The sequence below is a fragment of the Blautia faecicola genome, from assembly GCF_004123145.1.
GTDB lineage: Bacteria > Bacillota > Clostridia > Lachnospirales > Lachnospiraceae > Oliverpabstia > Oliverpabstia faecicola.
Genome location: NZ_SDKC01000001.1, coordinates 1,330,860 through 1,350,986 on the forward strand (window position 1 = coordinate 1,330,860; position 20,127 = coordinate 1,350,986).

Genomic DNA, 20,127 nt, shown 5'->3' on the forward strand with positions numbered 1-20,127 from the left:
ACAAAAACAAACCGACAGAAGAAAGAGGAAAATGAACATGGATATGATAAAGAGACCGAGACGGCTCCGTGGAGGAGAGACGATCAGAAAGATGATACGGGAGACCCGGATGGACAAATCTTCCCTGATCTACCCGATGTTTGTGCAGGAAGGTACCGGAAGAGAGGACGAGATCCCGTCGATGCCGGGACAGTTCCGTTACACACTGGATCGTCTGCCATATGAACTGGAGCGTCTGGCAAAAGCAGGCGTGGGAAGCGTAATGCTTTTTGGTATCCCGGATCATAAAGACGAGATCGCAAGCCAGGCATACGCCCAGGACGGTATCGTACAGCGCGCTCTGCAGGTGGGAAAAGAAAAATTCCCGGAACTGTATTATATTACCGATGTGTGCCTGTGCGAGTACACCAGTCATGGTCACTGCGGCATGCTCTGCGGTCATGAAGTGGAAAATGACAGCACCCTGGATCTGCTGGCAAAGACAGCTCTGTCCCATGTGCAGGCAGGTGCGGACATGGTAGCACCTTCCGATATGATGGACGGTCGTGTGCTGGCAATCCGCAACATGTTAGACAAAAACGGTCACAAAGAGACCCCGATCATGTCCTATGCGGTAAAATACGCATCTGCTTTCTACGGTCCGTTCCGTGAGGCGGCAGATTCTGCTCCGGCATTCGGAGACAGAAAGAGTTATCAGATGGATCCGCACAACAGCCGCGAAGGTGTGAAAGAAGCCCTTCTCGATGTGGATGAGGGAGCCGATATCATCATGGTAAAACCGGCGATGTCTTATCTGGATATGATCACAAAAGTAAAAGAAGTGACGAATGTTCCGGTAGCAGCCTACAGCGTCAGCGGAGAATACGCGATGGTGAAAGCAGCTGCACAGAAAGGCTGGATCGATGAAGAGAGGATCATGTGTGAGATGGCAGTGAGCACCTATCGCGCCGGCGCACAGATTTATCTGACTTATTATGCAAAAGAACTGGCAAAATGTATGGACGAAGGGAGGATCGGATAATGAGCAGATCAGACGAATTATTTGAAAGAGCAGTGAAAGTTATTCCGGGAGGCGTCAACAGCCCGGTACGTGCCTACGGCTCTGTGGGAATGACCCCGCGGTTTATCGAGGGAGCCACAGGTCCGTATGTGGTAGATGCAGACAGCAAGAGATATATCGATTATATCAGTTCCTGGGGACCGATGATCCTTGGTCATAACAACCCGGAAGTCCGGAACGCCGTGATCCGCAAAGCAGAAAGCGGTCTGAGCTTCGGTGCGGCTACCGAGAGCGAGGTGGAGATGGCAGAATTTATATGTGAAAATATTCCGTCTATCGAGATGATCCGTATGGTAAACTCCGGAACAGAAGCCGTGATGAGCGCGATCCGTGCCGCCAGAGGATATACCGGAAGAAATAAAATCGTCAAATTCGCCGGATGCTATCACGGACATTCCGATGCCCTGTTGGTAAAAGCCGGTTCCGGTGTGATGACCGCGGGAATCCCGGACAGTGCCGGTGTACCTGCGGGAGCAACCCAGGATACCCTGACTGCTGTATACAACAATCTTGAAAGCGTCAAGATGCTCTTTGAAGAGAATGAAGGACAGATCGCAGCCGTGATCGTAGAGCCGGTAGCTGCCAACATGGGTGTGGTACTTCCGAAAGAAGGCTTCTTAAAAGGTCTTCGGGAACTCTGCACAAAAAATGGTACGGTTCTGATCTTTGACGAGGTTATCACAGGCTTCCGTCTGGCATTCGGCGGTGCACAGGAACGCTTTGGTATCGAGGCGGATCTGGTGACTTACGGAAAAATCATCGGTGCCGGTATGCCGGTCGGTGCCTTTGGCGGAAAACGGGAGATCATGGAAGTGATCGCACCGGTCGGTCATGTATACCAGGCAGGAACCCTGAGCGGTAATCCGGTGGCTATGGCAGCAGGACTGACGCAGTTAAAAATCTTGAAAGATCATCCGGAAATCTACACCAACATGAGCCATATGGGTGACAAGCTGTATGAAGGCATGAAAGAACTGGTGAAAAAATACGGAAAACCGTGGAAAGTCAACCATATCTGTTCTCTGGGATGCATCTATTTCACCGATCAGGATGTGGAAAATTATGAAGATGCGAAGACTTCCGATACCGAAGAATTTGCCCGTTACTTCCGCTATATGCTGGAGCATGGGGTACATCTTGGACCGTCTCAGTTCGAGGCAATGTTCTTATCCAATGCGCATACCGAAGAGACAACCAAAGAGACTCTGGATATCTTTGAGGGATTCCTGAAAGCGGAGTAATTTTAAGAGGATAATAAATGAAAAGTGAATGGATGATAACCCTGCTCACGGCAGGGGGCATCCTGATCCTGTGCACTGCCATGATCATCTGGGATAAGATCCGGCAGCGCAAATGGTTTCTGCGGCACTTAAAACAGCGCTGGGGAACCATACCGGATCGGGAATATACCCAGGAGGAACTTGAGAGCATTTCCCATTATGCCAGACGGCATGAGGGCGAACCGTTTATGATCGATGACATCACCTGGAACGATCTGCAGATGGACGAAATTTTTATACGCATGAACAATACACTATCGTCCTGCGGAGAAGATGTCCTCTATCAGATGCTGCGTCAGCCACAGATGCACCGGGAAGTGCTTGAGGAGAGAGAACGACTGATTGCGTATTTTCAGACACATGAAGAGGAGCGGATCCAGGTACTCACCCGGGTAAAGGAAGTCAAAAAGATCTGGAAAATGTCGATTGCAGATTACATCGATGCACTGAAAGACGTGGATCGCACCGGAAGAGCAAAATATCCCATGCTTGCGGGACTTTCGGTCGCAGCGATCATCGCTACGTTAATAAAACCGATTCCCTGTATGTTTCTGCTGCTCCTGATGCTCTGTGTCAGTGCGGTGGTTCATACAAGAGATTCCAAAAAGATCGAACCGTATCTGAACTGCTTCGTCTGCATCCTGCGCCTTCTGCGGGCGGCGGATCAGTTTGAAAAACTGGACAATCCGGTGATCCAGACGTATCTCGACCGGATCCGAGAGGGAAGAAAGAAAATGAAAAGTTTCCGCCGGGGTGCTTTTTTGGTGGCTTCGACGAATTCTGTACAGGACGGGCTGGAAGCCATCGTTGTTTCCTATCTGCGGATCATTTTCCAGGTGGATTTTATCAAGTTTTATTCGATGCTAAAGCATGTGGAAGGAAATGAAGCAATCATCGAGGACATGTATCAGGCGATCGGGGAACTGGATGCCCTGATCGCAGTCGCTTCGTTCCGAGAGAGCCTTCCGTATTACAGTCTGCCGGAATTTACGGAAACAGACAACGCAGAGGGTGCATCTCTGGAAGTTGAGGAACTGTATCACCCGCTGATCGCTGATCCGGTGGTAAATGGTATCCGGATGCAGCGGGGTGTGCTGATCACTGGCTCAAATGCCTCCGGAAAATCCACATTCCTAAAGACGATCGCGATCAATACGATCCTGGCGCAGACGGTGCATACCTGCATCGCAAAACAGCACCGGGGAAGTTTTCTGAAAGTTCTTACCTCGATGGCACTGCGTGACAATCTGGCAGGTGGAGAGAGTTACTATATGGTAGAGATCCGTTCTCTGAAACGAATCCTAGAGGAATGTGAAAAGCCCGAACCGGTACTATGTATCGTGGATGAGGTTCTTCGCGGAACGAACACGATCGAGCGAATTGCCGCATCCTCGCAGATTCTTCATTCTCTGGCAAAACCGAAAGTCCTTGCGATGGCGGCAACGCACGATATCGAACTGTCTTATATCCTGGAAAAAGAGTATGATAATTATCACTTTGAGGAAGAGATTCAGGAAAAGGATGTGGTATTTGACTATAAACTCCGTACCGGCAGAGCCATGACGAGAAATGCGATCCGTCTGCTTGCCATGATCGGCTATGATCCGAAGATCATCGAGGCAGCGCAGGAGAGTGCGAAACAGTTTGAAGAAACGGGTGTGTGGAAATAAAAGGAGAAGTGTTATGTTAGTAAAAATCTATACCGACGGCGCAGCCAGAGGCAACCCGGACGGACCGGGCGGGTACGGCTGTGTCTTGCATTATACCGATCGAAACGGAAATCTTCACGAGAAAGAGCTTTCCGCAGGATACAAAAAGACAACGAATAACCGGATGGAACTGATGGCGGCGATCGTGGGACTTGAAGCTCTAAACCGTCCCTGCCAGATCCAGTTATACTCCGATTCCAAGTATCTGGTTGATGCTTTTAACCAGCACTGGATCGACGGCTGGATCAAAAAAGGCTGGAAACGCGGAAAAAATGAACCGGTAAAAAATGTGGATCTGTGGAAACGGCTGTTACAGGCGAAAGAACCGCACCAGGTAGAATTTATCTGGGTGAAAGGCCACGACGGTCACGAGATGAATGAGCGGTGTGATTACCTGGCAACCTCCGCGGCGGATGGAGACAATCTGCTGGTGGATCCGGGGATCGCATAAAGAAAAAGGTCATTCAGAATGATTTTGTTATAAAAAACAGATGAAAAATCTGATCTTCGGGAGAGAGGAAGAGAAGGAGGATCTTTTATTATGGGAACAAAAAAGAATAATCTGGGGGTTCGTATCGCAATGGCGGTAATCGGAATCGCACTGACTGCGGCTTCCGTAGGACTCCAGAAAATTTCAGGGCTTGGAGTGGATCCGTTCAGCGTTATTATTTTTGGATTTTCCAATGCTTTTCATGCGACATACCAGACGGTATACATTGTGGTGTGTGCTGTTTTGCTGATCATAGCATTTATCTTTAACCGAAAATTACTTGGAATTGCAACAGTTGTCAATCTGTTTTTCAGTGGATTTGTCACAGATGCCACCAGAAAAGCAGTTGTAAAAATGGTGGGAGAACATCCGTCAATGGCAGTGCGTGTGATTTTACTGTTGATTGTTGTGATACTGATTTCTATTTCCTCTGCTTTGTATTACTCTTCAGAGCTTGGCGTGTCTCCATACGATGCACAGGCACTGACAATCACGGAGAAAACAAAATTTCCGTTCCGCGCAGTAAGAATCAGTACCGACGTGGTATGTTGTGCGGTCGGCTTTGCTCTGGGAGGAGACCTGGGACTGGCCACACTGGTCTATGCTTTCTGTATGGGACCGTTCATCCAGTTTTGCAGAGAACATTTTACGGATAAGATGGCAGCAGGAGAAATGTTTCACAAATAAAGAACGAGAATAAGGGAAAATCCGCTGGTGTCCAGCGGATTTTCTGTGAGCACGGAGTATATTTGAAATTATATTTTGAAAAACGGTGTGAGAGCAGACAGCACAGCATCCGGTGTATTTTTTTCGTGAGTTTTTCCAACGATCACGGAATAATGATTGACAGTATGCACGTAGAATGCTATACTCATTCTGTTAAAAAGATAACGGTAAAAATTACCGAATATCGACCACATAGAAAAGCGTAAGGTGTCGGATGACAGAAGATTTCTGTTAATCCGGTGAAAAGGGAAACAGGTGTGAATCCTGTACGAACTCGTCACCGTGATTCGCGAGGGAAGACAAAAACCACTGGGAAACCGGGAAGGTGTCAAACCGCTTGAGCGATCAGCCGGGAGACCTGCCTTTGCGCAGTACGGGAACGAAAGTTCAGGCCACGAGGAATTGGCAGTACGAAAGAAAAACCTGTTTGCTTGTATAAAAATGGTTTTTCCGGCACTTATGGTGAAAGAAACATCTATAACCGTTAAACGGTTCTGGTATCCCTGAAACTGATTCTGAAACTATAAGAAGAATTCCAAATGTAGTACCTACTACCTTCGTCTCCGGACGGAGGTTTTTTACGTTTCATGCGGGCAGGACCCCAGACAACCTTCTTCGGAGAGCCGTCCTGTACCACCGTGGTACACAATCTCAAAAGGACAAAGACAGGAGGAACCATGAGATGAAAAAGAAAATTGTAGTGCTGATGCTTTCAGCAGCTATGACCATGTCCATGATGACAGGATGTGGAAACACAGCAAAGGATGACAGTGCATCCACAACAACAGAAACAACAAAGGATGCAGAAGCCACAGAAGAAGCAGAGCCGACAGAAGAAGCCACAGAAGAAGCAACAGACGACAGTGCATCTGACCAGGAGGCAGCAGATAAAGTAGCAGCCCTGATCGATCAGATCTATGTGCAGGAAAGAAACGACAACACTGACGAACAGTGTAAAGAAGCCAAAGAAGCCTGGGATGCTCTGACCGACGCACAGAAAGAACTGGTAGAAGGTGAAAATGCAGACCCTGATTACTTCGGAAGAGATACCGGTGATGCATCCAAGGACGATCCGTTAAACGGAGATGACATCGGTGACAACGAACTGCTGGTAGTAAGTTTCGGTACTTCCTTCAACGGCAGCCGTGCAGCAGATATCGGAGGTATCGAGAAAGCCCTGCAGACCGCATATCCGGACTGGTCCGTAAGAAGAGCCTTTACCGCACAGATCATCATCAACCATGTACAGGCCCGTGATGATGAGAAGATCGACAATATGGATCAGGCCCTGCAGCGTGCCGTAGACAATGGCGTAAAGAACCTGGTGGTACAGCCGACCCATCTGATGCATGGCGCTGAGTATGACGAGCTGACAGAAGCAGTAGAAGGCTACAAAGATAAATTTGAATCCGTAACTATCGCAGAGCCACTGTTGGGAGAAGTCGGGGACAGTGACGATGCAGTCAATGATGACAAAAAAGCAGTAGCAGAAGCCATCACAGCAGAGGCAGTAAAAACTGCAGGATATGATGATCTGGATGCGGCAGAGGCAGACGGAACCGCATTCGTATTCATGGGACACGGAACTTCCCACACTGCGAAGATCAGCTACAGCCAGATGCAGAGCCAGATGAACGATCTGGGATACAAGAATGTATTTATCGGAACTGTAGAAGGCGAGCCGGAAGATACTGCATGTGAAGCAGTGATCGAAAAGATCAAAGAAGCAGGATACAAAAAAGTAGTGCTTCGTCCTCTGATGGTAGTAGCCGGAGACCATGCAAATAACGATATGGCCGGAGATGATGAGGATTCCTGGAAGAGCCAGTTCGAGGCATCAGGAGCATTTGACAAGATTGATACTCAGATCGCAGGACTGGGAGAGATCTCTTCTATCCAGGATCTGTATGTAGCACATAGTAAAGCTGCAATTGATGGAAAGAGCGCTTCTACAGCAAACTAAAACATATCAGATACGTAACTGCTCAGCACCCACTGTGAAGGTACTGAAAAGTTATGACAGATAAATAAAAGGAACAGCCTGTCCGATCAGCTGCTATTCAGTGACTGGTCAGACTGGCTGTTTTTTGCCAAAATCCAGAGACATACAAGTCAAAATGCCATCACCGAAGGTGATTAGAAATGCATACTGCATCGTAACTGTGAGGCTACTGAACAGTTACGATGCAACATTGACAAGTAATTGGAGCGGTGCTAGAATAAACAGGAAATACAGCATAACTGAATAAAATGTGTAAGGTGCCGGACGAAAAAATGTCCGGTGAAAAGGGAAACCGGTGAGAATCCGGTACGAACTCGTCACCGTAATTCGCGAGTTGAGGCTAATAACCACTGGGAAACCGGGAAGGGAGCCAAAGTGTCAGAGCGATCAGTCGGGAGACCTGCCTTTCGCAGTACGGGAATAAGAACAGTTACTGTGCGCGGTAACTGAGAATTCAGGCCACGAGGGACTGGCAGTACAAAATTAAGAAAGTCAGAATCATACTGGCTGATTCTTGTGTAACCTGTACCTCCGCCAATTGGCGGAGGTTTTTCTTGTATAGGACAGTAATAATTGGTCCGTTGGATCAATTATGATTTTCTTTTTTTTATTCATTTATGTACTTATATCTGAAAACAGGAGGATTTAACATGAAAAAGAAACTGGTAGTATTGATGTTATCAGCAGCCATGACAGCAACACTTCTGACTGGTTGTGGCGACACCAAAGAAACAACATCCGAATCCACAACAACCGAAACAGAGGCAGAAGCCACCGAAGAAGCCGCAGATGACAGTGCATCTGACCAGGAGGCAGCAGATAAAGTAGCAGCCCTGATCGATCAGATTTATGTGCAGGAAAGAAACGACAACACTGACGAACAGTGTAAAGAAGCCAAAGAAGCCTGGGATGCTCTGACCGACGCACAGAAAGAACTGGTAGAAGGTGAAAATGCAGACCCTGATTACTTCGGAAGAGATACCGGTGACGCATCCAAGGACGATCCGTTAAACGGAGATGACATCGGTGACAACGAACTGCTGGTAGTAAGTTTCGGTACTTCTTTCAATGACAGCCGTACAGCAGATATCGGAGGTATCGAGAAAGCCCTGCAGACCGCATATCCGGACTGGTCCGTAAGACGAGCCTTTACCGCACAGATCATCATCAACCATGTACAGGCCCGTGATGACGAGAAGATCGACAATATGGATCAGGCCCTGCAGCGTGCCGTAGACAATGGCGTAAAGAACCTGGTGGTACAGCCGACCCATCTGATGCATGGCGCTGAGTATGACGAGCTGACAGAAGCAGTAGAAAGCTACAAAGATAAATTTGAATCCGTAACCATCGCAGAACCACTGTTAGGAGAAGTTGGGGACAGTGACGATGCAGTCAATGATGACAAAAAAGCAGTAGCAGAAGCCATCACGGCAGAAGCAGTGAAAACAGCCGGATACGACAGTCTGGAAGTTGCGGAAGCAGACGGAACCGCATTTGTATTCATGGGACACGGAACTTCCCACACTGCAAAGATCAGCTACAGCCAGATGCAGAGCCAGATGAATGATCTGGGATATGACAATGTATTTATCGGTACCGTAGAAGGGAAACCGGAAGATACTGCATGTGAAGCAGTGATCGAAAAGATCAAAGAGGCGGGATACAAAAAAGTAGTGCTTCGTCCGCTGATGGTAGTAGCCGGAGACCATGCAAATAATGATATGGCCGGAGATGATGAGGATTCCTGGAAGAGCCAGTTCGAGGCATCAGGAGCATTTGACAAGATTGATACTCAGATCGCAGGACTGGGAGAGATCTCTGCCATCCAGGATCTGTATGTAGCACATACCAAAGCTGCAATGGATGGAAATGATGCAGCTGTTTCCGAAGAGTCAGAGGAAACAGCCGGCACACTGGAAGATGGTACTTATGAAGCAGAATTTGACACAGACAGTGGAATGTTCCATGTTAACGAAGCAAATGACGGAAAAGGTATCCTGACAGTAAAAGACGGAAAAATGACGATCCATATCAGCCTGGTATCTAAGAATATCGTAAACCTGTATGTGGGAAAAGCGGCAGATGCACAGAAAGACGGTGCAGAACTTCTGCAGCCAACAACCGATACGATCACCTATGATGACGGAAGTACAGAAGAAGTATATGGCTTTGATGTTCCGGTAAAAGCACTGGATGAAACCTTTGATCTGGCACTGGTCGGAACAAAAGGAAAATGGTATGACCACGAAGTAAGCGTAAGTGACCCGGTGAAGGCAGAGTAAGGAAATAGTTACCGAAAACGGAGTGGACAGTAACTTTGACGGCAAATCAGCCCCTTGACAAAAAAAGCAGAAGTTTGTATACTACATCCATATGATTGATTCATAAGAAAATGCATTGATAAGAACCAGTAGCAGCAAGCATCCGCACAGAGAGGAGCCGGTTGGTGAGAGGCCCGCGGGGAACTTTCTGTGAATACATCTTTGAGCTTTGCACCGAACGCATCGTGCTGGTAGGCTGCAACGGAAGGACCTCCGTTATACGGGTCAGAGTATAGATTTACCTGTACTTACAGAGGCAGGAGGTGCGAACCTTCTGCGAAATTAGGTGGTATCACGGAACCTGGCTTCCGTCCTATAAAAAGGACGAGGCCAGGTTTTTTTGATGCTCAGACTTTCAAACTCGGAAGCTGTTCGTGCTTGCACGATAAAGCTTCTGAACTTGAAAGTCGCCAAACATGAGAAAGTAGCGATTTACGGAGTAAATCAGCGGATTTCGAATGTTTGCAGGATTGCGGGAGCAGCAAAGCTGCGGAGCAATCCGGGGCATCAGATTCAATAAACACAAAAAGGAGAAAGTTTATCATGACAATTTATGACGAATTAGTTGCCCGTGGGCTGATCGCCCAGGTAACCGACGAAGAAGAAATTAAAGATTTGGTCAATAATGGAAAAGCGACTTTTTACATCGGGTTTGACCCGACTGCAGACAGTCTGCATGTAGGGCATTTTATGGCACTGTGCCTGATGAAACGTCTGCAGATGGCAGGAAACAAACCGATTGCACTGATCGGTGGAGGTACTGCCATGGTTGGTGATCCGTCCGGAAGAAGTGATATGCGTCAGATGATGACACAGGAAACCATTCAGCACAACTGTGACTGCTTTAAAAAACAGATGGAGCGTTTTATTGATTTCTCTGACGGAAAAGCACTGATGGTAAATAATGGAGACTGGCTGTTAGGATTAAACTATGTAGATTTCCTGCGCGAGATCGGACCGCATTTCTCCGTAAACCGTATGCTTACCGCAGAATGCTACAAACAGCGTATGGAAAAAGGATTAAGCTTCCTGGAGTTCAACTACATGCTGATGCAGAGCTATGACTTCTACATGCTGTACCAGAAATACGGCTGTAACCTGCAGTTTGGCGGAGACGATCAGTGGAGTAACATGCTGGGTGGTACCGAACTGATCCGCCGTAAATTAGGAAAGAACGCATGTGCCATGACCATCACCCTGCTGTTAAACTCTGAAGGAAAGAAAATGGGTAAAACACAGTCCGGTGCGGTATGGCTGGATCCAAACAAAACTTCTCCGTTTGATTTTTATCAGTACTGGAGAAATGTGGCAGATGCCGATGTCCTCAAATGTATCCGTATGCTCACCTTCCTGCCGTTAGAGCAGATTGACGAAATGGATAAATGGGAAGGAAGCCAGTTAAACCAGGCAAAAGAGATCCTGGCTTACGAACTGACTGCCCTGGTACATGGTGAGGAAGAAGCAAAGAAAGCACAGGAAGGCGCAAGAGCACTGTTCTCTGCGGGTAATGCAGCTAATATGCCATCCACAACACTGGCAGCCGAGGATTTTCAGGATGGTGCCATCGACCTGATTTCTCTGCTGTGTAAAGCCGGTCTGGTAACTTCCCGTTCTGAAGGACGTCGTGCCATCGAGCAGGGAGGTGTATCCGTAGACGGAGAAAAAATTACAGACATTCGCTACAACGTGAAAAAAGAAGACATCACAGAAGAGGGTCTTGTTGTAAAACGTGGTAAGAAAAAATTCATGAAAATCTGCTTATAAGAAGGGTGTCACTTGCACGGGCATCACAATTGTGCTAAAGTAGAAAGATAGAGAAAATTTGTGGAAGCTCCGGAATGTTTCTGGGAAAACTCCGGAATCGTGGAGCTTCTGACAGCAATAAATATGAGGAGGAACATACAGTGAAAAAGTATGGAGTAAACGAACTTCGTCAGATGTTTCTGGACTTTTTCGAGAGCAAAGGTCATTTGGTAATGAACAGCTTTTCCCTCGTACCCCAGAATGATAACAGCCTTCTGCTGATCAATGCAGGTATGGCACCATTAAAACCGTATTTTACCGGAGCAGAGATTCCGCCGAGAACCCGTGTGGCTACCTGCCAGAAATGTATCCGTACCGGTGATATCGAGAACGTAGGAAAGACAGCCCGTCACGGTACTTTCTTCGAGATGCTTGGTAACTTCTCTTTTGGTGATTACTTCAAACACGAAGCCATCGCATGGTCCTGGGAATTTCTGACCAAAGTGGTAGGGCTGGATGAGAACCGTCTGTATCCGTCTGTATACGAAGAGGATGATGAAGCCTTCGATATCTGGAATAAAGAAATTGGTGTTCCGGCTGACAGAATCTTCCGTTTCGGAAAAGAAGACAACTTCTGGGAGCACGGCGCAGGTCCTTGCGGTCCGTGTTCCGAGATCTACTATGACCGTGGAGAAAAATACGGCTGTGGCAAACCGGGCTGTACCGTAGGATGTGACTGCGACCGTTATATGGAAGTATGGAATAACGTATTTACCCAGTTCGAAAATGACGGGGAAGGTCATTATGAGACTCTGAAACAGAAAAATATTGATACCGGTATGGGACTGGAACGTCTGGCCGTTGTTGTTCAGGATGTAGATTCCATCTTTGATGTGGATACGCTGTGTGCCCTGAGAAATAAAGTCTGTGAAGTTGCCGGAAAAACCTATGGAGTTCATCATGACGACGATGTATCTATCCGTCTGATCACTGACCATATGCGTTCCGCTACTTTCCTGATCTCCGATGGCGTTATGCCGACCAACGAAGGAAGAGGATACGTGCTTCGCCGCCTGATCCGTCGTGCAGCCCGTCACGGTCGTCTTCTTGGTATCGAAGGACCGTTCCTGGAGAAACTGAGTGAGACCGTCATCGAAGGATCCAAAGACGGATATCCGGAACTGGAAGAAAAGAAAATCTTTATCCTGAACGTTCTGCATAACGAAGAGAGTCAGTTCAACAAGACCATTGACCAGGGTCTGAAGATTCTTGCGGATCTGGAAACAGAGATGAAAGAAGCCGGAAAAACCGTACTGAGTGGTTCTGATGCGTTCCGTCTGTACGATACTTACGGATTTCCGATGGATCTGACCAAAGAGATCCTGGAAGAAAAAGGATATACCATCGATGAAGACGGCTTCAAGGAAGAGATGGAAATTCAGAGAAAACGTGCAAGAGAAACTCGCGCAGTCAGCAACTATATGGGTGCTGATGCAACCGTATACGATGAGATCGACCGCAATATCACAACCGAATTTACCGGATATGACAAACTGGAAGCTACCTCCAAAGTAACCGTTCTGACCACAGAGACAGAGATCGTGGATTCCCTGATGGAAGGTCAGAAAGGAACCATCTTTGTAGAGAAGACACCGTTCTACGCTACCATGGGTGGACAGGAAGGTGACACCGGTGTGATTTCCACTGCAAACGGTGTATTCCGTGTGGAAGATACCATCAAACTTCGCGGCGGCAAATACGGTCATGTCGGTGTGATGGAATCCGGTATGATCTCCGGTGGAGAAGAAGTAACTCTGAAAGTAGACGAGCAGGAAAGAAAAGATACCTGTAAGAACCACAGCGCAACCCATCTGCTGCAGAAAGCCCTGAAGACCGTTCTTGGCGCTCATGTAGAACAGAAAGGTTCTCTGGTGAATCCGACCAGACTGCGTTTCGATTTCGCACACTTCCAGGCAATGACTCCGGAAGAGATTGCAGAAACAGAGGCTCTGGTAAATAAAGAGATCCAGGCTGCACTGCCGGTAACCACACAGATCATGGGTATCGAAGAAGCTAAGAAAACAGGTGCTATGGCACTGTTCGGTGAGAAATACGGCGATGAGGTACGTGTGGTATCCATGGGTGATTTCTCTGTAGAACTCTGTGGTGGTACTCATGTGGCAAATACAGCGAATATTACACTGTTCAAGATCGTATCCGAAGCAGGTGTTGCGGCAGGTGTTCGTCGTATCGAAGCACTGACAGGTAACAACGTGATCGAATACTATCGTCAGATGGAAGAAAATCTGCATACAATCGCAAAAACACTGAAGACCAGTCCTGCTGAGATCACAGAAAAGATCATACATCTGCAGAAAGAAGTAAAAGAACTGCAGAGTGAAAATGAATCTCTGAAGAGTAAGATGGCTCAGGATTCTCTGGGAAATGTTATGGATCAGGTTGTGGAAGTAAAAGGTGTGAAAGTTCTGGCATCTGCCGTTGATGGCGTAGATATGAATGGACTGCGTGACCTGGGCGATCAGCTGAAAGAAAAACTGGGTGAAGGTGTGGTAGTTCTGGCATCTGCCAAAGATGGCAAAGTAAGCCTTCTTGCCATGGCAACACAGGGTGCTATGGATAAAGGAGCACATGCAGGTAATCTGATCAAGGCAGCGGCTGCAATCGTCGGAGGCGGCGGTGGTGGACGTCCGAATATGGCACAGGCCGGCGGCAAGAACCCGGATAAGATTCCGGAAGCTATCGCAAAAGTAGCAGAACTGGTAGAGGGACAGCTGAAATAATTCCAGTCCGGAAAAAACAACAAAAAAACCGGAAAAATTTCAAAAAACCAGTTGACGAAATAAAAAAATCTGCTATAATAAATACCAGTGCAATAAAATACCCAAACAGTTGTATTATGCACAATCTACAACTGGAGGGAGGTTAGGTGTGAGACTATGTCAAACGTTATCGTAAAAGAAAACGAAACTTTAGATAGTGCTCTGCGTAGATTTAAACGTAGCTGTGCAAAAGCAGGCATTCAGCAGGAAATCCGCAAAAGAGAGCATTACGAGAAACCAAGTGTTCGTCGTAAGAAAAAATCTGAAGCTGCAAGAAAACGTAAATATAATTAATATGTGCACATTGGCGTAAGCCATGAGAAGAGGGATACTGCAAGCAGGATCCCTCTTTTACGTATATATTTTTAAAATCTTATAATTTCTTTAAGAATTGAAATCTGTATAGTCTTTTGCAAAGGCATATGATATAATTTTCGCATACTATAAATCTGCTGATAAGTGCAGAAAAAGAAATGAGGGGAAATTTCTATGTGGACACATGCAGTGTATGGCACGGATCTGTATCATTTTATCCAATGGTTTATCCTGTATAGTTTCATGGGGTGGGTAGTGGAATCCATCTATATGTCATTTTGTAACAGGAAACTGACTAACCGCGGATTTGCGTTTTCACCCTTTTGTCCGATCTATGCAGTAGGAGCTTTGTCAGTGTATGGCATGCTTCGTCCGCTGGAAGGTCAATATGTGGTGCTTTATCTGGCGGGTGCGGTTCTTGCTACGACGCTGGAATATATTACGGCAGTGCTTATGCGCAATCTGTTTGGACAGGTTTGGTGGGATTATACGGAGAAACCTTTTAATTACAAAGGTGTGATCTGTCTGGAGAGTACGATAGCGTGGGGATTCTATACAATCTTTATGTTTGGCTTCCTGCAGAGATTTGTAAACTTCGTATCCGACAGCTATTCTGTTCGATTCGGCAGAAACCTGGCGGCAGTCGTGGTTGTGATCTATACATTTGATTTTTCGTTGCATCTGTTCAAAGCGAAAATGAACAGAATGCCGAGAAAAGTGGAAGAGATGAAAGAACGTGTCAGTTTTCATATTGGAAAAATGAGGTAACTATTCCGCAGGTAACTGTGAGGATACTGAACAGTCACAGAATGAGTAAAAAACGGGTGCTAACCCAGGGTGTGATAATCCTGAGTCAGCACCTTTTTATATTGTTCCTGTAAAGTTTCCAGAGTGAAAGGTTCTGTGCTTTCGGCATGAACACCATGGGAGGCAGCGAGCTCCTCGGTGTAATCGGAAAGCTTGTAAACGGTATAGATATTCTGATCATGATTATAATGAGTAACCAGAGGGACCAGATCAGCATTACGGATGGAAAGAGCATCGGAGACCGGATCCCGAACAATGGTAATATCTGCCATGCCGCCAAGGAGACAGACAGGGTCTTTCTGTGTGGAAATAAAGTTTCCAAGAGAGTAATAGACCAACATCTGATGTCCGCTGTCATCTGTCAGTGTCTCAAAATTCTGTAGCGTATGGCTATGGGCACAGATGGCAATATCGACACCCTGATGTAACAGCAACTGGAGAAATGTTTTCTCCTCAGTATCCGGTTCAGTGGAATATTCTTTTCCGGTGTGAAGAAAGGCGATGGTCATATCACTGATTTCCTTTGCTTTTTTGACATCGGATATTACCTGATCTGTGCGGAGAAGATCAACTGCATAATCTGGAAGTTCATCGTAAGGTTCATTATTTACTGTAGTTGTGTAGTTGAGAAGGGAAAAAGTAACATCCTTACAACTGATGGTAGTGATTTCACCGGCATTTTCTGCGGAATCATGGATACCGAGGAGAGCAACTTCCGGGTGACTGGTTTCCCAGTATCGGATCGTATCGGTAATACCGGTGATTCCCTTGTCAAAAACATGGTTGTTTGCCTGTTCCACGATATCGAATCCGGCGGTAACAAGTGCATCACCGATTTCCACAGGGGCTCCGAAAGCGGGATAAGAAGAAATGTTTGCACGATCGGATACAAAGATGCTTTCTTCATTGACTGCGGCGAGGTCTGCGGCAGAGATATCATCCCGGATGTGTTCATACAGGTGATCATAATTCCATACGGTCTGTGTGGTATCTGCAGATTCATAGATTCCCTGATGAATCAGATTATCGCCGACGGCGACAAAACGAATGGTATTATTTTCCAGTTTCTGCTGTTTTTGCAGCTCAGCTTCCTGCTTTTGCTTTATCTGTTTCCGGAGTTCGGCCTCCTGGGCGGCGGCCCTTTGATGATTGTGATAGAGTGTGACGAATAAACCGATTCCGGCAGTCAGGATCAGACAGGAACAGGCAAGAAATATCTTTTGACGCCGGACCTGTTGCTGGCGTTTCCGTTTTTGTTCCAGTTTGCGTGATTCCCGCATCCGACTGGTATTGTTTTGTGTGTTAGGTGTATCCATAAAGTTCCTCGTTGTTTCTCATTCTGTAATAATTATCGGTACTATTCAGCAGGTAGCATTCCGCAAGATGTTTAGAAATGCATTTTGACTCGTAACTGTCCAGCAGTGAGTGGCAAAATTTACTTTTGAAAGTCACATCATAAATATAATTATTATACACAAAAAGAAAGAAAGTAGCAAGAAAATCTCAAGCAAATTGTATAAAAAAAGTAAAGAACAGGTTGCTGTTCACTGGTAATATCCCGCGAGGTGTTTTTTGTGAGCGAAGGTCACAGAAAATCCGAGACATATCGCGCGAATTTATGCGATCAGCATAAATTCTGTGCATCGCACAGCGTGTTGCTGGGCACGGAGTGAACAGTAACAAGAACCGTTCATATTCCCGTGCAAAAAGCAAATGTTCCGGCATATAGTGAAACAAAGATCCGAAACGAGCAAAGATGATGAAGAAAAGAATTATCACATGGGTATTACTTCTGATGCTGATAACGGCTGAAATCTGTCCTGTGACAATCCAGGGTGCGGTACAGCCGGCGCCGGAGATCAGCGCACCGGGAGCGGTACTTATGGAACCATCTACAGGAACTGTTTTATACGAAAAAAACGGAGAAGAACAGCGAAGTCCGGCAAGCATTACCAAAATCATGACTCTGCTTTTGATTTTTGAAGCACTGGAAGACGGACAGATCACGTTGGAGGAAGAGGCGGTAACCAGTGCCTATGCAAAAAGCATGGGGGGATCTCAGGTTTTTCTGGAAGAGGGAGAAAAACAGACAGTGGAGACCCTGATCAAATGTATCGTAGTTGCATCGGGGAATGATGCATCCGTGGTAATGGCAGAACATCTTGCGGGAAGCGAGGAAGAATTTGTGAAAAGAATGAATGAAAAAGCCAGAGAGCTTGGTATGATACATACACAGTATGTGGACTGTTGCGGACTTACAGATTCCGATGCACATTATACCACGGCTTCTGATGTTGCGATTGTCTCGAGAGAACTGATTACTCGTTTTCCCCGTATTCTTAACTATTCCTCTATCTGGATGGAAAATATTATCCACAGAACGGCACAGGGAGAGAAAGAATTCTGCCTGACCAATACCAACAAGCTGATTCGCAGTTATGAAAGGTGCATTGGTCTGAAAACCGGAAGTACCAGTGTGGCAAAATACTGTGTATCTGCAGTTGCACGGAGGGGAGAGATGACGTTGCTTGCGGTAGTCATGGGTGCGCCGGATGCCAAGGTGCGATTTAAAGATGCGGCAGCCTTGCTTGATTATGGATTTGGAAAGTGTAATCTTTATCTGGATGAAAACAGGAAAAATCCGGATCCGGTGCCGGTAAAAGGAGGGGTAAAAAAAGAGGTGGCATGTCGGTATACAGGAGAATTCCGGTATCTGGATACGGAAGGGAAAAATCTTTCGCAGATAGAAAAGAAGATTGTTTATATGAAGAATCTTCAAGCACCGGTAAAGAAAGGAGATATCGTTGGCGAAGCACAGTATTTGCTGGATGGAAAGATGGTTGGCAAAACGGATATAGTGGCTGCAAAATCTGTGAAAAAGGCCGGTCTGTGGGATTATATCAAACACATCAGAAAGAGAATGATAAAGGGCGATGATTATTCGGCAGACGGGTAACTGTTTGATATAAAAACTGACGGGAATAAAACAGAAAACTGCTTTCCCGTCAGTTTTGAAAATGTAACAGTATCGGATCCGGGTTTACATTACGATCTGCGCAGAACGTATCGGAATCATCACATTTCGAAAATTACTACCTGATACCCTGGCATATGAAGGATATCTCCGTTAAGATCCAGTGTTTCCAGATTGTTCATCAGCACTTTTTTGTAAGTTCCCGGAAGAACAACATCCTGAGCATCGTGCTGATAATTGGCAACTACCAGCAGAGTTCTGTCAGTGCCTTTTCTGTAATAAGCCATCAGATTGGTCTGTTCTTCTTTGTATGGAACAACTTCACCGTATACAACCACATCTTTGTATTCCGGATTCTTGCGGAGGGCGATCAGTTCTTTATACCAGTGATACATGGAATCCGGGCGGTTCACCTGTTCGGCGGCATTGATACCGGTATAATTCGGATTCACTTTCAGCCACGGGGTTCCTGTGGTAAATCCTGCGTTAGCAGTTGCATCCCACTGGAATGGAGTGCGGGCATTGTCACGACTGTAAGGAACAACAGCTTTGAAAGCGGCTTCCGGAGTCAGTCCGGCGTCCAGTGCTACCTGGTATTCATCGAGGGTGCTGCAGTCATCAATTTCATCTATGGAGTGGAAAGCAACATTTGTCATACCAAGTTCCTGTCCCTGATAGATGAAAGGCAGCCCGCGGAGCATAACGTTGACAGCGGCAAGCATTTTCTTGCTGGTGTCACTGACGTCTGCTTCCGGGATATAGTGGCTGACACCGCGAGGTTCATCATGATTTTCGATGATATTGGAGATGAATCCGATATCCCCCAGGCGTTTCTGAGTACCGAAGGCAGCTTTTTTATATTCCTCACCCCATACAACCGGTTTGCATTTGTACCATCCGTCATCGGATTTACCGGCGATGGTTTCGGCAAAATCAAACATGGAAGAGAAGTGGCCATTGTTTCCGATAAATGCTTCCAGAGCATCCGGACGATCGGTAAATACTTCACCTACAGTAAATGCATGATGTTTTTCGAACGTTTCTGTTTTCATCTCATGCAGAAAGTCATCGATACCTTCCGCATCATGAAGCATGTTATCGATGCCTGCCAGCCCGTCATCACGGTCTGCGGGATAGCTGGTATAAATATTCGGCTTTTTAATGTTCATGATTGCATCGATACGGAAGCCGGCTACACCGCGATCCAGCCACCAGTTGATCATTTTGTATATTTCTTCCCGGAGCTTGGGATTCTCCCAGTTCAGATCTGGCTGTTTTTTGTGGAAGACATGCATATAATATTTGTCGGTATGTCCCGGCAGAAGATCCCATACAGGACCGCCGAAGTAAGAACGCCAGTTGTTTGGAAGTTTATAATCTTTGGTATCGGCGATGTAGAAATATTTTCCGTACTCACCGTCCGGATCTTCACAGGCTTTTTTGAACCATTCGTGTTCATCGGAACAGTGGTTGACAACCAGGTCCATAACGATGTACATATCACGGGCTTTTGCCTCTTTTAACAGTTCGTCCATGTCTTCCATGGTTCCGAATCTCGGGTCGATATCGTAATAGTCGGAAATATCGTATCCCTGATCTGCCAGCGGGGAGCAGTAGATCGGGGAGAGCCAGATGATGTCCACCCCCAGATCTTTCAGGTAATCCAGTTTGCTGATCACACCTTTCAGATCACCGATACCATCTCCGTTGGTATCGCAGAAACTCTTCGGGTAAATCTGATATGCGGCTTTCTCATGCCACCACTTTTTTTCTAACATTGTAAAAATCCTCCTGTTGCTTCTTACGAATCATTTACTGACATTATAGAAGAGAAATAAGAAAAATACTACCGGAAAA

At 46.4% G+C, this 20,127-nt stretch carries 13 protein-coding genes, 1 pseudogene, 2 riboswitches and 1 other annotated feature; of the genes and pseudogenes, 12 read left to right on the top strand and 2 right to left on the bottom strand.

Annotated elements, in window-relative coordinates; genetic code table 11:
* The first annotated feature begins 37 nt into the window (after positions 1-37).
* The 11 genes and pseudogenes from hemB (at position 38) to ETP43_RS06030 (ending at position 15,257) form a co-directional block, all read left to right on the top strand.
* A complete protein-coding gene (hemB, locus tag ETP43_RS05980; RefSeq protein WP_129257385.1) occupies positions 38-1,021 on the top strand; it encodes a porphobilinogen synthase in 984 nt (327 codons plus the stop codon).
* Positions 1,021-2,301 carry a glutamate-1-semialdehyde 2,1-aminomutase gene (gene hemL, locus ETP43_RS05985; protein ID WP_129257386.1) on the top strand — a complete coding sequence of 427 codons (1,281 nt, stop codon included), beginning with the start codon at positions 1,021-1,023 and terminating at the stop codon, positions 2,299-2,301. Before hemB ends, hemL begins: the two co-directional genes overlap by 1 nt.
* 17 nt (positions 2,302-2,318) lie before the next feature.
* Entirely contained in the window at positions 2,319-4,010 is a 1,692-nt protein-coding gene (locus ETP43_RS05990; RefSeq protein WP_129257387.1) for a MutS-related protein, read from the top strand.
* Between the two features lie 13 nt (positions 4,011-4,023).
* On the top strand, positions 4,024-4,500 hold the full coding sequence (gene rnhA / locus ETP43_RS05995) for a ribonuclease HI (RefSeq protein ID WP_022173191.1): 477 nt from the start codon (positions 4,024-4,026) through the stop codon (positions 4,498-4,500).
* Between the two features lie 90 nt (positions 4,501-4,590).
* Positions 4,591-5,226: a YczE/YyaS/YitT family protein gene (locus ETP43_RS06000; protein ID WP_129257388.1), complete on the top strand. Its 636-nt coding sequence runs from the start codon at positions 4,591-4,593 to the stop codon at positions 5,224-5,226.
* Between the two features lie 227 nt (positions 5,227-5,453).
* Positions 5,454-5,646: riboswitch (cobalamin riboswitch) on the top strand.
* A gap of 301 nt (positions 5,647-5,947) precedes the next feature.
* Positions 5,948-7,228 carry a sirohydrochlorin cobaltochelatase gene (locus tag ETP43_RS06005; protein ID WP_129257389.1) on the top strand — a complete coding sequence of 427 codons (1,281 nt, stop codon included), beginning with the start codon at positions 5,948-5,950 and terminating at the stop codon, positions 7,226-7,228.
* A 277-nt stretch (positions 7,229-7,505) separates the two neighbouring features.
* Positions 7,506-7,689, top strand: a riboswitch (cobalamin riboswitch).
* 228 nt (positions 7,690-7,917) lie between these two features.
* Positions 7,918-9,135 (top strand): annotated as a pseudogene (locus tag ETP43_RS06010) (sirohydrochlorin cobaltochelatase); the annotation flags it as partial.
* A gap of 523 nt (positions 9,136-9,658) precedes the next feature.
* Positions 9,659-9,910 (top strand) — a binding site (T-box leader).
* 224 nt (positions 9,911-10,134) lie between these two features.
* A complete protein-coding gene (tyrS, locus tag ETP43_RS06015; protein WP_118315923.1) occupies positions 10,135-11,355 on the top strand; it encodes a tyrosine--tRNA ligase in 1,221 nt (406 codons plus the stop codon).
* Between the two features lie 140 nt (positions 11,356-11,495).
* The gene (gene alaS, locus ETP43_RS06020; RefSeq protein ID WP_129257391.1) at positions 11,496-14,135 is read left to right on the top strand and encodes an alanine--tRNA ligase; all 2,640 of its coding nucleotides are present in this window, start codon (positions 11,496-11,498) and stop codon (positions 14,133-14,135) included.
* Between the two features lie 156 nt (positions 14,136-14,291).
* Positions 14,292-14,468 carry a 30S ribosomal protein S21 gene (gene rpsU, locus ETP43_RS06025; protein ID WP_004222305.1) on the top strand — a complete coding sequence of 59 codons (177 nt, stop codon included), beginning with the start codon at positions 14,292-14,294 and terminating at the stop codon, positions 14,466-14,468.
* A gap of 195 nt (positions 14,469-14,663) precedes the next feature.
* On the top strand, positions 14,664-15,257 hold the full coding sequence (locus ETP43_RS06030) for a putative ABC transporter permease (RefSeq protein ID WP_117525778.1): 594 nt from the start codon (positions 14,664-14,666) through the stop codon (positions 15,255-15,257).
* Positions 15,258-15,316: 59 nt separating this feature from the next.
* On the opposite strand, the gene ETP43_RS06035 is transcribed toward ETP43_RS06030, so the two are convergent.
* On the bottom strand, positions 15,317-16,612 hold the full coding sequence (locus ETP43_RS06035) for a CapA family protein (protein ID WP_129257392.1): 1,296 nt from the start codon (positions 16,610-16,612) through the stop codon (positions 15,317-15,319).
* A 440-nt stretch (positions 16,613-17,052) separates the two neighbouring features.
* Between ETP43_RS06035 and ETP43_RS06040 the strand changes: the two genes are divergently transcribed.
* Positions 17,053-18,252 carry a D-alanyl-D-alanine carboxypeptidase family protein gene (locus ETP43_RS06040; RefSeq protein WP_129257393.1) on the top strand — a complete coding sequence of 400 codons (1,200 nt, stop codon included), beginning with the start codon at positions 17,053-17,055 and terminating at the stop codon, positions 18,250-18,252.
* A 119-nt stretch (positions 18,253-18,371) separates the two neighbouring features.
* On the opposite strand, the gene ETP43_RS06045 is transcribed toward ETP43_RS06040, so the two are convergent.
* Complete coding sequence (locus ETP43_RS06045) at positions 18,372-20,048, bottom strand: alpha-glucosidase (protein ID WP_129257394.1); 1,677 nt, start codon at positions 20,046-20,048, stop codon at positions 18,372-18,374.
* Positions 20,049-20,127: the final 79 nt, after the last annotated feature.

Bases quoted from the DNA above. Each gene is read 5' to 3' on its own strand.
- ETP43_RS05990 (WP_129257387.1), top strand. From the start codon at position 2,319: ATGAAAAGTGAATGGATGATAACCCTGCTCACGGCAGGGGGCATCCTG.
- tyrS (WP_118315923.1), top strand. From the start codon at position 10,135: ATGACAATTTATGACGAATTAGTTGCCCGTGGGCTGATCGCCCAGGTA.
- ETP43_RS06045 (WP_129257394.1), bottom strand. From the start codon at position 20,048: ATGTTAGAAAAAAAGTGGTGGCATGAGAAAGCCGCATATCAGATTTAC.
- hemL (WP_129257386.1), top strand. From the start codon at position 1,021: ATGAGCAGATCAGACGAATTATTTGAAAGAGCAGTGAAAGTTATTCCG.
- ETP43_RS06040 (WP_129257393.1), top strand. From the start codon at position 17,053: ATGATGAAGAAAAGAATTATCACATGGGTATTACTTCTGATGCTGATA.
- rnhA (WP_022173191.1), top strand. From the start codon at position 4,024: ATGTTAGTAAAAATCTATACCGACGGCGCAGCCAGAGGCAACCCGGAC.
- ETP43_RS06000 (WP_129257388.1), top strand. From the start codon at position 4,591: ATGGGAACAAAAAAGAATAATCTGGGGGTTCGTATCGCAATGGCGGTA.
- ETP43_RS06030 (WP_117525778.1), top strand. From the start codon at position 14,664: ATGTGGACACATGCAGTGTATGGCACGGATCTGTATCATTTTATCCAA.
- hemB (WP_129257385.1), top strand. From the start codon at position 38: ATGGATATGATAAAGAGACCGAGACGGCTCCGTGGAGGAGAGACGATC.
- ETP43_RS06035 (WP_129257392.1), bottom strand. From the start codon at position 16,612: ATGGATACACCTAACACACAAAACAATACCAGTCGGATGCGGGAATCA.
- ETP43_RS06005 (WP_129257389.1), top strand. From the start codon at position 5,948: ATGAAAAAGAAAATTGTAGTGCTGATGCTTTCAGCAGCTATGACCATG.
- rpsU (WP_004222305.1), top strand. From the start codon at position 14,292: ATGTCAAACGTTATCGTAAAAGAAAACGAAACTTTAGATAGTGCTCTG.